General features: G+C 65.1%; 10 protein-coding genes. 4 read left to right on the top strand and 6 right to left on the bottom strand.

Going from position 1 to position 13191, the window contains the following annotated elements; translation table 11 throughout:
- Nucleotides 1–53: 53 nt before the first annotated feature.
- Complete coding sequence (locus NJT13_RS23485) at nucleotides 54–365, top strand: DUF433 domain-containing protein (RefSeq protein WP_425499749.1); 312 nt, start codon at nucleotides 54–56, stop codon at nucleotides 363–365.
- The gene (locus NJT13_RS11515; RefSeq protein ID WP_254521749.1) at nucleotides 277–495 is read left to right on the top strand and encodes a DUF5615 family PIN-like protein; all 219 of its coding nucleotides are present in this window, start codon (nucleotides 277–279) and stop codon (nucleotides 493–495) included. The genes NJT13_RS23485 and NJT13_RS11515 overlap by 89 nt, the downstream gene beginning before the upstream one ends.
- A gap of 206 nt (nucleotides 496–701) precedes the next feature.
- Here NJT13_RS11515 and NJT13_RS11520 read toward each other — a convergent pair whose 3' ends face one another.
- Nucleotides 702–1292 carry a conditioned medium-induced protein 4 gene (locus tag NJT13_RS11520; protein WP_254521751.1) on the bottom strand — a complete coding sequence of 197 codons (591 nt, stop codon included), beginning with the start codon at nucleotides 1290–1292 and terminating at the stop codon, nucleotides 702–704.
- Nucleotides 1293–2000: 708 nt separating this feature from the next.
- Between NJT13_RS11520 and NJT13_RS11525 the strand changes: the two genes are divergently transcribed.
- Nucleotides 2001–4187: a (Fe-S)-binding protein gene (locus tag NJT13_RS11525; protein WP_254521759.1), complete on the top strand. Its 2187-nt coding sequence runs from the start codon at nucleotides 2001–2003 to the stop codon at nucleotides 4185–4187.
- 180 nt (nucleotides 4188–4367) lie between these two features.
- On the opposite strand, the gene NJT13_RS11530 is transcribed toward NJT13_RS11525, so the two are convergent.
- From NJT13_RS11530 to alaS, 5 genes are all read right to left on the bottom strand, one after another.
- On the bottom strand, nucleotides 4368–4655 hold the full coding sequence (locus NJT13_RS11530) for a hypothetical protein (RefSeq protein ID WP_254521761.1): 288 nt from the start codon (nucleotides 4653–4655) through the stop codon (nucleotides 4368–4370).
- A gap of 124 nt (nucleotides 4656–4779) precedes the next feature.
- Nucleotides 4780–5520: a type 1 glutamine amidotransferase gene (locus NJT13_RS11535; protein WP_254521763.1), complete on the bottom strand. Its 741-nt coding sequence runs from the start codon at nucleotides 5518–5520 to the stop codon at nucleotides 4780–4782.
- Nucleotides 5521–5634: 114 nt separating this feature from the next.
- Nucleotides 5635–6873 (bottom strand): class I adenylate-forming enzyme family protein, encoded by a 1239-nt coding sequence (locus NJT13_RS11540; protein WP_254521765.1) that lies wholly within the window; start codon nucleotides 6871–6873, stop codon nucleotides 5635–5637.
- Between the two features lie 57 nt (nucleotides 6874–6930).
- Nucleotides 6931–7716 carry an alpha/beta fold hydrolase gene (locus NJT13_RS11545; protein WP_254521767.1) on the bottom strand — a complete coding sequence of 262 codons (786 nt, stop codon included), beginning with the start codon at nucleotides 7714–7716 and terminating at the stop codon, nucleotides 6931–6933.
- A 93-nt stretch (nucleotides 7717–7809) separates the two neighbouring features.
- Nucleotides 7810–10587: an alanine--tRNA ligase gene (alaS, locus tag NJT13_RS11550; protein WP_254521774.1), complete on the bottom strand. Its 2778-nt coding sequence runs from the start codon at nucleotides 10585–10587 to the stop codon at nucleotides 7810–7812.
- 352 nt (nucleotides 10588–10939) lie between these two features.
- On the opposite strand from alaS, the gene NJT13_RS11555 reads away from it, so the two are divergent.
- On the top strand, nucleotides 10940–13183 hold the full coding sequence (locus tag NJT13_RS11555; protein ID WP_254521776.1) for a PAS domain-containing protein: 2244 nt from the start codon (nucleotides 10940–10942) through the stop codon (nucleotides 13181–13183).
- Nucleotides 13184–13191: the final 8 nt, after the last annotated feature.

A 13191-nucleotide genomic window follows, 5' to 3' on the forward strand; every position in this document is an offset into this window, starting at 1 on the left:
GCAAACCGTACCCGACCGCGTATTTAAATATGATAGCGGCCGAAACGGTTCTCATGACCATCGTCCGGGACCCAGATCACAGCGACGGAGCACCGACGATAGAAGGAACGGGCATTCGCGTAAAAGACATCGCAATAGCCTACGAGCACAGCGGCTACGAGCCGGATGAAATCACCCAACTGTATCCAGATCTCTCTCTCTCGGAGACGTCCACCGTGCACTCGCATACTACTACGATCACATTGATGATTTCAGGCCAACCGAATCGGCACCGGCATGAGGCCGATTTACTGCGGCGAGGGCATCTGGATCCCGGTTGCCGACGGATTACGTCGCCGAGGATGGACCGTTCATACGGTTCGTGACGAGGGGAAACTGGGCGCTCCCGACCGCGAACACCTCTCGTATGCCGTCGAGAACGACTGGGTTCTGGTGACGTTCGACGACAATTTTCTCTCGCTTGTCGAGCGAGCCGATCTCGAGACGCCGGCATAATCTCCATCCAGCAAGGGGGGCGCGACATTGGTGACGTCGTGAAAGCCGTCGACTCTCATCTCGAGGAGCGTTCGGATGACGACGACGGAATTCACTACTGTTGAGGTAGCATCAGACCCTCATCTTCGGAGCCGACTTCACGTGATTCAAAAGCCCAGGTCGTACCTGGATCGACTACAAAGTCGGTTCGTCGACCGAGAAAATCCTCAAAAGTCCACGTCCGTTTCCATCCCCTCGGTCGCGTCCTCGAGTCCGTCCTCGCGGAGGTCGGACGCCATCCGCTCCGAGAGTTCCGCGTCCGCGAGGATACTGTCGAACTCGTCGCGGTACCGGTCGTTCGCCGACCGAGACTCGTCTTCCGCTCGGGCGACGCGGCGGTAGCGGCGAATCTTCGCCTCGCTGACGTCGTATTCGTCCGCCAGCGTCTCGTCGCCCTCCTCGCGGTCGCGGATGGCCGCGAGGTCCACTTCGTCCGCATCGGTCTCGCCCACGAGGTGCAACGACATTCGCGCCTCGAAGACGTCCTCCGCGTCGACCCCGATCCCCCCTGCGATCGCATCGTCGGACCGGCCGTCGTAGAATTCCCTGGCGACCGTGATCAATTCGTCGTCGGTCAGTTCCGTGTCGAACGCGTAGCGCTCGCGCATCTGCTGGACGACGCTCTCGAGGCGCTCCTCGTCGGTTCGCTCGTCGCGCTCGAGGGAGCCGCGGGTGTCCTCCTGCGATTCGGTGATCGTTTCCTCGCCATCGGTGACGGACGTGAAGATATCCCGGAGTTCCTCGGTTTTCTCGTTCATGAGTGGACACTCCCGAGGGGTGGCTATTTAAGCCTGTTGCCAGCTTAGATCGGCATCGTTCGGCGACGTCGGTTCGAATGCTGTGCGTCCCGCTCGAACATTCGGACGGGCTTCTATTTGTGGTCTCGAAACAATTTCTCAGCCGGCCAACGAACCGATTTATTTCTCGAAGCGGTGACTGGAGGGCGTTCCACTTTCCTCTGCTACGTGCCCAAATCGGAGGGGGAGACGCCCGATTCTGTCTTCAGACGGGAGACGGAATCGACGAGAAACGCGGCGTCCCGACGACGTATCGCTCGAGACGGTCGGAGAAAACGCTCGCCGTCGACGTGGCGCGTCGAAAGAGCCGTGGCGGAACGCGTTCGGAACAGGGATCGACGGTAGCGGACAGCCGGTCGCGTCGATCGGCGCGTTGGATGCAGTTTTCGCATCCAGCGCCCACGGCGGCTGCTCGCGCGCAGTACCGGCTACCGAACGCTCGATCCTCGCCCCGTCGAGGCGATCCAATTCGTGTATATTCACTTCGAGGACGCCCCCTCGCTTCGGCAAACACAGGTCCGGATAATTCCGCTCAGACTGAGGACAGTAATCAAACATGGTCAACTATTATAAACTCGAAATAAGTTGGAAATTTACGCAGGACGGCGGCGGGAAAGCCCAACGGACGGTGTGGCAAGAATTAAGTTCCAGCCCTGCCCCTCATTGGATATGCACACCGTAGCACAGTCGAACGTGGCGAGGGAGACGTACTGGGGAATCACCAGCGTCGAGTACGCGGTGTTTTACCTCCTCGCCTTTACCACCGTTGCCGTCTTCCTGTACGGCGTCTATCGGCGGTTCGCCCGCTATTCGGACGGCGACGACGATTCGTTCGATCGGCTCGACGATCTGCAGAATCGCATCGTGAGCGCGTCCAAGATCGTGCTCTCGAACGAGAAACAATTCAACAGGGACCTCTACGGCGGTCTGATGCACTCCTTTATTCTCTGGGGATTCCTGTCTCTGTTTATTGCCACGTCCATCCTGATGGCCGAAGAGTACGGCGCCAAAAAGATCCTGAACGTGTCGTTCTGGGACGGCGACTTCTATCTCGCCTACCAGTTCATGGTCGACGCGATGGGCCTGCTGTTCGTCGTCGGCATCGGAATGGCGATGTACCGACGCTACTGGGTTCGGAACCACCGCCTCTGGGACCGCCACACCTCCGTCGAGGACGACCTCTTCATCTGGACGCTGTTCGCGCTCGGGGCCGGCGGCTTCCTGCTCGAGGGGTTGCGCGTTTACAGCGCCGGCATCCCGGACCACGAGGTCGTCAGCTTCGTCGCCTACGGGATGGCACTCGGCTTCGAGGCGATCGGACTGCCGACGCTCGGGCCCGAACAGGCCGGGCTCAACGGCGCCGGGTTCAACGTCGAGAACCTGCACTGGCTCGCGTGGTGGACCCACTCCCTGATCGCGTTCTTCTTCATCGCGTGGATCCCGTACGCCAAGCCGTTCCACATGATCTCCTCCTTCGCGAACGTCGTCACCCGAGACGAGAAAGCGGGCCAGCGCCTGCCCAACGTCCCCTCGGACCTCGACGCGACCAACGCGGAATCTATCGACGACTTCACCTGGAAGGAGATGCTCGACCAGGACGCCTGTACCAAGTGCGGTCGCTGTTCCTCGGTCTGTCCCGCCAAGGCCTCCGACCGCCCGCTCGACCCGCGTAACGTCATCCTCGACCTGAAATCCTACCGCGAGGACCTCGAGGCCGGCGGGGACGAACAGCCGATCATCGCCGACGGCGGCACGAGCGTCATCGACACGGAGACGATGGAATCGTGTATGGCCTGCATGGCCTGCATGGACGCCTGTCCCGTCGAGATCGAGCACCTGAAGAGCTTCACCCGGCTCAACCGCCAGATGACCGACCAGGGGGACATCAACTCGAGCATGCAGGACGTCTTCCAGAACGTCATGCAAAACGGCAACACCTTCGGCGATTCGCCCCGAAACCGGGGCGACTGGACGGAGGAGCTGGATTTCGACGTCGCCGACGCTCGCGAGGAGGAAGTCGACTACCTCTGGTACGTCGGGGACTTCCCGAGCTACGACGAGCGCAACAAGCAGGTCGCCCGCTCGCTGGCGACCATCCTGAAGGAGGCCGACGTCAGCTTCGGCATCCTCTTCGACGACGAGAAATTCGACGGCAACGACATCCGCCGCGTCGGCGAGGAGTTCCTCTACATCGAACTCGCCGGCCACCACGTCGAAACCTGGGAGGACTGCGAGTTCGACAAAATCGTCTGTACCGACCCCCACTCGTACAACACGTTCAAGAACGAGTATCCGGAGGTCGACTTCGAGGAGTTCGCCGACGACCCGATGATGCCCTTCGAGTACGAGGAGCAGTGGAACGCAGACGGCGACGTCGACGTCCTCCACTGGACCCAGGCGGTGGAGGAACTCGTCACCGACGGTAAACTCGAACTGTCGGGCACCGAACTCGACTACACGGTCACCTACCACGATCCGTGTCACCTCGGCCGATACAACGACGAGTACGAGGCGCCGCGCGAACTCATCGAAGCCACTGGCTGCACGCTCGACGAGATGCCCCGCAACCGCAGCAACTCCTTCTGCTGTGGCGGCGGCGGTGGCGGCCTGTGGATGGACTTCGAAGAGGAACCCAAACCCAGCGAAGAACGGATTCGAGAGGCGCTCGAGGACACGGACGCCGGCAGCGGGGTCGAGAAGTTCGTCGTCGCCTGTCCGATGTGTATGACGATGTACGAGGACGGCCGCAAGACCGGCGGCTACGAGGACGAAATCGAGATCGTCGACGTCGCCGAACTCATCGTGGAAGCGATCGGGAAGGAAGACGAAGCGAAGGTCCAGGTCGCGGCCGACTGACGGCGCACCCGGTTCGATCCGGGAGCCGCTGTTTTGTCAGTCGATTTTCTCCAGACGGAACGGATCGAACGTCTCGAGGGCACGCCCCGAAGCGGTTCCAGCCCGCACTCGTCGACCGGGGGCTATCGACCGGAAACTACCGCGTTCTCGCAAGACGCGGCATCGTCTGCGTGTCGATCGTTACTCGCCTTCGCTACGATAGATAATGTCGTCGATGTCGTCCTCGTCGATGCGGTCGCCGGTCGCTGCCGATTCGGAAAGCAACCCATCGATGTCCTCGTCAGCGAGTCCGTCCCACTCGTCGCAGAGCGAATCGATGAATTCGGATCGAGACTCGTAGACAGTATCGACCAGTCGCTCGAGCAGTTCCTGTTCGGTTACGACGTGACCGGTCTCGGACTCGATTTCCGTCTGTAAGTCCTGCAGGCGCCCCTTCGTCCGGCTATCTATTTTTACCGATGTAATCATAGTCGGTATAAGGGCGCTTCGATTGTAAAACTTTTGTTGGCCAAATTCCGATACAAAAGCGGTGACGGCACGGGTTCCGACGGTTCGGATAGCCTCGGTCGCGACCGGCGATCCTGGGCGTCACTCAGTCGGTTCGACCGACTCGCGGCGACGCTTCACGTGGCGGTTCGTCGGGTGCGGCGTCGGTCGCAGTTACCTCGCGGACGAACTCGAGGAAGTTATCGAACACGAGTTTCGCCTCGCACGCCCGCCGGTAGTTCGCCTCCGTTATGTCGTCGAGGAGCGTCTCGCGGCGCTCGTCGGAGAGGTCCTTCCGATTGACGAGGCCGCGTGCGGTCGTGATGTCGTACTCCGGGTGGAACTGGACCCCGAAGACCCGTTCCTTGCGGAAACCGTGGTTCGAGTAGTCGTTTTCGGCGAGGGAGGTGCTCCCCGGCGGGAGTTCGGACACTTCGTCGGTGTGGCTGGTGAAGACGGTGAACGTTTCGTCGATGCCGTCGAACAGCCGTGATTCGCCGGTATGTTCGACCTCGCTGTACCCGACCTCGTAGACCCCCATATCCGTGACGGCGCCGCCGAGGACGTCGGCCAGGAGCTGGTGGCCCCAGCAAACGCCCAGAAACGGCATCCCGCGATCGATCGCGTCGTCGACCCACTCCGCGAGCGGCCGCATCCAGTCTTCCTCCCAGTACACCGACGCTCGAGAGCCGGTGATCACGGCCCCGTCGTAGTCGAAGCCGTCCGGTACGGCCCCGTCCGTGACGTCGAATTCCGCCAGTGACGCGTCGAGTTCGCGCCGAAAATTCCGCGTCGTATTCTCGTCCCGATACGCTGCGTTCAGGACGACGATCCGAAGCTGACTCATTACTCGCTAATGACGCCTCGAAAGAAATAGGCCTTCCGCCCGTTCGCGATGGCGGCGCCGTGACAGCCGCCGACGAGTCGACTGTCCCCCTCGAACACACTGGCAGATCGTCCGTCACTGCGGGTGATAGGTGCCGTTTTCGTCCCGATGGAATCGTTCGCCGGTGTCGAACCAGCCGTCGGTGAACCGTCCGATATCAGCGGGCCGATCGGCACCGCCACGTCCAGATTCGTCGGATTCGTCCCGTTCCTCGAGCGGACCGGAGCTGGGGAAGTAGCCGTCGGCGACCATCGGTCCCGAAAGCTGGAGGCGACCGGTCGCCGCGCCGGAGAGAACGGTTCCGTCGCTATCGACCAGTCGGACTCGACAATCAGGGACCGGGCGACCGACACCGGACCCGTCGGCCGCCGACTCGGATCGATCCGCGACGAACCCCTGGCTCAGGGCGGTCGGACACTCGAGGCGGCCGTACGCCCGTGCGAATTCCACGCCGCGGTCTCGATAGGCACCGGCCACGTCAGTGGCGACCGGTCCCTCGCAGACGACGCGCTCGAGGGAGTCGGCGGCCGCCTCGAATCCCGATTCGGCCGCGATCGCCCGGATCGCCTGCTCGCGCCCCGCCAGAAACGTCGCGCTTTCGGCGGCCGTCGCTGTCACGGCATCCGCGGGGTCGAACGCGCGATCGATCACGAGCGTGGCGCCGACGTAGAGCACCGACAGCGCCACCCGAACGAGGCCGTCTGCAGCCGCGAGCGGGGTCGGAAGCGGGACGACGTCGTTCGCGGCGAGTCCCCACGCGACGACGGCCGTGAGACAGTTCCGCTCGACGGCGCCATCGGAAAAGCCGACGACCGGACGACCCGATTCGCCGTGCAGCGCCAGCACCGGGTCCGGCTTCGGCGAGTCGTCGTCCGGATCGCGGGGATCGCCGACGGTCTCGGCCAGTTTCTCGAGCGTCACGATCCGATCGTATGGGATCGACCGCACCAGATCACGCTGGGCGGGTTCGGCGACGACCAGGTCGGGCACCAGGGCGTCGAACGGCCGCTCGACCGAGGCGGGCGTCAGCAGATGAGAGATGGGCGCGAACGTCGCACCCAGGCGCCGACACGCGAAAAAGAGGGCGAGCGAGACGACTCGGTTGCGCGTGACGAGACAGACCGTATCGCCGGGTCCGATTCCACGCGCCGAGAGAGACGTGGCCGTCCTCGCCGCGAGCGCCGACAGTTCGCCGTAGGAGACCCGGTCCTCGTCGATCGTCCCCGCGGGGGCATCCCGCCGCTCCTCGGAGATGTCGATGACCGCGGTCCGATCCGGGAAGTGCGCTGCCCGCCGCGCAAGCGAGAGGGTCACGGGAGAGACTCCACCGCTCGAGTACGTAGTAGACGGGGGTCGATCGATGGACGTCGATCACGTCGACTCGTTCGTCCCGTCCTCGAGAAACCCGCGCAACCGATCGTTGACCGTTCGCGAGCGTTCGACGAAACAGAGGTGACCCGCCCCCTCGAGTTCCCAGAACGTCCCGCGGGGCAGCCGTCGCGCGAGGTCCCGGCCGTCCGCCGGAGAGACCAGTTCGTCCGCGCCGCCGTGGATCACCCGCGTCGGCTGGGTCACCTCGACCAGCCAGTCGGTCGCGTCGAATCCGTCGAGCGCAGCGACCTGGGCCTGCCACCCCGCTCGATCGGCGTCACCGTCGGCCCGCCAGTCGACGATGCCGTCCCGGACGTCCGGCTGTGACTCGAGGAACGCGGCCGAGAGTCCCGCCTCGAGCGACTCCCGGAGCGCCCGCCGGTCGTCCGGCGAGGCGAACAGGGCCTCGAGCGCCAGCGCGTCTCCCCGCGGGGCGGTTCCGAAGAGCGTGAGCGTCTCGACGCGATTCGACGACCGTGCCGCAGACAGCGCGATCGCACCGCCGAGTCCGCATCCCACGAGGTGACCGTTTCGGATCCCGCAGTCGGACAGCACCGCCTCGAGGTCGGCGACGAGCGTCTCGAGGGTGTAGGGCCCGTCGGGGGCGTCCGAGCGGCCCGTCCCGCGGAGATCCCAGACGACGACCTCGTAGGGACCGGCGAGGGCGGCGTGTTGCCAGCCCCAGAGCCAGCCGCCGAGACCCGCTTCGGAAACGAAGACGACGGGGTCACCCTTGCCGTCGCGGTCGTAATACAGCGAGACGCCCTCGTTCGATGCGGTCGGCATGGGCGTACCCTCGGGACGGAGACCGAAAGAAGGGGTGGATTTCGACTCGAGCCCGGAACCGCCCGCGGGGGCCGTTTCGAGGAGTCGACCGATTCAGGCGTTCAGAATCTGGCGGAGAACGTCGGGAGCGTCCTCGAGCGCGTCGTCCAGGTCGTCGACGTTGGGGCCGCCGCCCTGTGCGAAGTCCGGCGGACCGCCACCGCCGCCGCCGACGCGGCCGGCGAGTTCGCCGACGACCTCGCCGGCGTTGACGCCCACGTCGTCCGGGACGGCCACGACGAACTGCGCGCCGTTCGCGCCGCTGCCGAGCACGGCGATCCGATCCTCCTCGACGAGGGCGTTGGCGGTCGCTCGCAGTTCGTCCATGTCGGCGTCGATCCGATCGACGACGGCGGTCGTGTCGCCGACCTCGACTTCCTCGCCGCCGCCACCGCCTCCGGCGCGAGCCTCGGCGAGTTGTTCTTTCAGGTCTTCGATCTGCTTGCCGCGACCTTTCCACTCCTCGAAGAACCGATCGGCGGTCTCGGGAACCGCGTCGGGCGACACGTCGAGGATCTCGGCGGCCTCGTAGAGGGCGTCTTCCGTGCGCTGGGTGGCCTCGAGGGCGGCCGCTCCCGCGGCGAACGTGATGCGTTCGACGCCGTCCTGGACGCGCTCGGTGGTGAGCACTTTGATCGCGCCGATGTCGCCGGTCCGGGCGACGTGGGTGCCGCCGCAGGCCTGGACGTCCGCTTCGACGTGAATGAGGCGGATCTGCTCGCCCGGCGGGATACCGCCCTGGTAGAGATCGAAGCCGTGTTCGGCCTCCGCGTCGTGTCGATCGGGCCACTCCTGGCTGACCGCGGTGTTGTTCATGACGATCTCGTTCGCGCGGTTCTCGATGGCTTTGACCTCCTCGCGTGAGATCCGATCGTAGTGGCGGAGATCGATCCGGGAACTCTCGACGCCCTTCTGGGCGCCGGCCTGTCGGATGTGGTCGCCGAGCACCTGTCGGGCCGAGTGGATGACGATGTGGGTCGCCGTGTGATGGCGCATGAGCTGCCGGCGGCGTTCGCCGTCGATCTGCCCGTTGACCAGTTCGCCCTTCCCCGGGTCCTCGTCGGTCCGATGAAGGATGACGCCGTCGACGATCTGAACGTCTTCGATCTCGACGGACGTGTCGTCCGTCGAGAGCGTCCCCGTATCCGAGGGTTGGCCGCCGCCTTCGGGGTAGAACATCGTCTGATCGAGGACGACGTCGTAGCCGTCCTCACGCTCGAAGACGTCGAGGACGACCGCCTCGAACTGGGTTCGCTCCTGGTCGTCGTAGTAGAGTTTCTCCGTCTCCGGGAGGTCCTCGAAGCGATCGCGTTCGCCCTCGTCGGTTTCGGCGACGGCCTCGGGCGTGTCGTGGCGCTTCGCGACGAGGCTGTAGAAGTCGTCCGGGACGTCGACGGACGCACCCGTCTCCTCGGCGATTTCGGCGACCATGTCCGGCTGGATCCCGTGAGAGTCGTAGAGTTCGATCAGCTCGTCGGTGGGAATCGGCTCGCCTTTCGTCGCGTACTCTTCGGCCAGGCTTTCGACTCGACGACCCCCGCGCTCGAGCGTCTCGCGGTACTTTTCGACCTCGGTGCGGACGATGTCGCGGATCGTGTCGCGGTTCTGGTACTCGAGGCGCTCGGCTTGCATGTCGACCAGTTCGTCGAGGGGCGCGTCGACGCCGGCGGTGTCACAGAGGCGCTTGGTGCGTCGGAGGACCATTCGCGCGAGATAGCCCGTCCCGACGTTCGAGGGAACGATTCCGTCGCCGAGCATGTACGCGAGCGTCCGACAGTGGTCTGCGATCGCGTAGATGTCCTCGAGCGGCTCCATCAGGGCCTCGAGATCGTCGGCGTCGACGTCGAGTTCGGCGGCGATCTCGCCGCGGGCGGTCTCCATGTCCTCGGCCTCGTCGATATCCATGTGGCCCGCGAGTTTGGCGGCCCGGTGAATGAGATCCTCCTGCTCGGCCGTGTGCTCGATCCCCGCATTGTCCTTCAGGAAGGCGATCATGTCGGGATAGACCGCCTCGTAGACGGTCGGCGTTCCCTGCGAGACCCAGGTCCACCGCTCGAGCCCGTATCCGGTGTCGACGATGTAGGTGTCCATCGGGCTGTAGCGGTTCCCGTCTTTCATCTCGTACTCGCCGTCGGGGTCTTGCTCCATGGACATGAAGACTAGCGTGGCGAGTTCGACGCCGCGGTAGATGACCTCGATCGCGGGGCCGGCGTTTCCGCCGCCGACCCACGGGTCCTCGATATAGATGACCTCCTCGAGATCGACGCCCAGCGAGTCGAAGAAGCTGTCGCAGAGTTCGACGGTTCGATCTTTCCAGTACACCTCGCCGTGGTAGGCGTACTCGTCCTCCGGGACGTCCTCGCGCGTGTTGAACGCGTGATGGGCCATCATCTCGAAGGCCATCGTGTGCCGGCCCGTCTTGCCGACGTTGTCGATGTCCTGCATGCGGATGCAGGGCTGTGAGACACACAGCGGGTTGGCCGGCGGCGGGGTCTGCCCGCTCGTCACCAGCGGCTGGAAGTCGTAGATCGACGCCTGAGTCAGCAGGACGTCGTCACGCCAGCGGTTCGCCGCGACCGGATACGGGTCGATTCGCTCGTGGTCGTTGGCCTCGAAGAAAGAGAGGAAGGCCTCGCGCATCTCCTCGAGACTGTACGACTCCTCGAAACCGGCGTTGTCGATGAAGCCGTACTCCTCGCAGGGGGGCTCGCCGCAGGTTTCCCTGCCGTGATCGCGCGTCCAGAAGTGAGCGCCACACGTCGGGCACTCTTTGCGCTCGAATCCTTCCTCCTCGAAGTACTCGAGGCGGTATTCGTCCGCCAGTTCGCTCATTACGCATCTAGTGACCCTGCAACGTGTAAAACAGTTCCGCAAATCGCCCCGCGAAACCATCGTCTGACGGCGCCCAGATCGAACCGTGACGGGCGATTCTCGGCCCGTCACGCCTTCGTTTCCACCGGTTCGGCCGCCGGCTTCACTGACCGGCCAGCCGTCGACTGACGGACCCTCGCGCGCCGGATCGGTCGGCCCGGTCGAGTCGATCGCCTCGGGATCGGTCGACCTGCCGTCGTCGACCGAATTCGAGACGGGGCCGTGGAGTACGAACACACCATCCGGTGTATCCAATAAATCCATTAGTCTGGCTTGAGGTCATCAGGTAGAGACTGTCACCACTATCGACACAATGACGCAGCCGCCAGCGACCACCCGACCCCGAACGATCCTCTACGTCGCAGCGACCGACGACGCGGCGAGCGACGGCGCCGCCGCGCTCGAGAACGTCGACGCCGCGCCGGATCGGTCGGTCCGACCGGCGACGACGGTCGAACGCGTCCGTAACTGGTCTCCCGCGGTTGACTGCGTCGTCTTCGCCGAAACGCCGACGACCGCAGCGGGCTCGAATCTGCTCGAGATGGTCGACGCGTGCGGTTCGACGCCGCTCGTGCTCTTTTCGGACCCGTCGTATGCGGCCACGGCCGCACGGTCGACGGACGGCATCGACGGCTACGTTCGCCGCGGCACCGACGACGCCGTCGCGCACCTCGCCGACGAGATCGAGTGGGTCTGCAGCGGCGGAACCGACCTCGACTCGGCGGACGACACCGAACGCGAGGCCGAACCGATCGACGCGACCGGCAAAACGACGGCCGCGACGAACGCGTCGACCGCCCGGTTCATCGGGTCGCTCGCCGAACTGGCCGCCTGTCGCGACCGCGAGTCCCTCTTCGAGGAGGTAGTCGAGACCGTCGCCGACAGCCTGGATCGCGACTACTGTTGGCTCTCCACGGTTCAGTTCGGTCAGTTCACCCCGCGAGCGACCGCGCCGGCCGTCCCGGACGACGACCTCGAGGTCCTCTCGTGTTCGGGCCCGCTCGGTGACGCCCTCGGAACGGACGAGCCGATCCGGTTCGACCGCGTCGGGGTCGGGGCCGGCGCCGAGGTCGAAGCGCCGTTCGAGGGGATCGAATCGCTGTGTTGCGTCCCAGTCGGCGACATCGGACTGCTACTGGTGGCTGCCGACGAGCCGACGGCGTTCGACCAGCGCGACTGCGAGCTCCTCGGGTCGTGGGGACGGGTCGCGACCGCCCTCCTCGAGCGAATCGACGCGGAAGCCGCGTCCGAGACGCAGCACGATCGACTGCGTGTGGAACGGGACCGGCTGCGATCGGAACGGGACCGGTTGCAAGCGTCTCGGGATCACTTGTCGGCCGAGCGAGACGACCTCGCTGCCGAACGCGACCGCTATCGGACGTTCTTCGAAAACGCGCCGGAGCCGGTGATCCGCTACGAGGTCGACGACGGCCAACCCGTCGTCAGGACCGTCAACGAAGCGTTTAGGGAGGTCTTTGGCACCGATCTCGAGGCGGTCGTCGACGAGCCGGTCGACGAGGAAACCGTTCCGCCGGGGCTCGAGCACCGCCGGAAGACGCTGCTCGAATCGCTCCGGTCGGGCGAGCGTCGACAGCTCGTCAGCCGCCGGGAAACCGTCGACGGAGTGCGCGAATTCCTGCTCACACTGGTCCCGATCGAATCGGAGGCCGACGGAGCCGTCGAAGACGCCGAAACGGACGACGAGAACGCCGAAATCGACGACTGGGACACCGAAACGCGTGCCAGGTACACCGAAATCGACGGCGGATTCGCCGAACCGGGCGATCCCTCGGACGACCGCGCCGACACCACCCGGGAGGGACTGATCGTCTACAGGGACGTCACCGAGATCAACCGCCGCGAACGCGAACTCGCCGCCGCGGAGTCGCGACTCGAGACGATCGCCGCGCTGGTCGACGACGACGTCCGAACCCCGCTGATCGTCGCCCGCGGCTATCTCGAACTCGCGGCGGAGACCGGCGACAGGGAACACTTCGCGGAGGTCGACGAGGCCCAGGAGCGGCTGCGAGAGCTGGTCGATCGGGTCGTCTCGATCGCCCGACACGACGCCGTGGTCGTCGAGACCGAACCCGTCGCCATCCACGACGTCGCGCGCCGGGCCTGGGTCGCGGTCGAAACCGGGGACGCGCGCCTCGTCACACGGTCGACCGAAAATCGGGTCCTCGAGGCCGACAAATCGCAGCTTCGGGAGCTGTTCGAACGGCTGTTTCAGGCCGTCGTCGACGGAGACAGTTTCGACGACGAGCGGGACGGAACCGCTGGCTCGGGTGGCGCGACGGCGGTGGTCACCGTCGGCGCGACCGACGACGGATTCTACGTCGCTCGACGCGCCCCCGAAACCGCAGCCCTCGGTGGCGAGGGGGGACTCGAGACGGACCCCGTTCCGGGCCGACTGGCCGCGGCCGACGGCACCGGCTTCGGACTCGGCAGCGTCGAACACATCGCCGACGCCCACGGCTGGAGCGTCGGCGTTGCAGAGGACGAGGGTCGGATCGCCTTCGCGTTTCGGGGCGTCGACGCTCGCGACGTCGATTGACTCACCGA

The organism is Natrinema caseinilyticum (genome assembly GCF_024227435.1).
Taxonomy (GTDB): domain Archaea; phylum Halobacteriota; class Halobacteria; order Halobacteriales; family Natrialbaceae; genus Natrinema; species Natrinema caseinilyticum.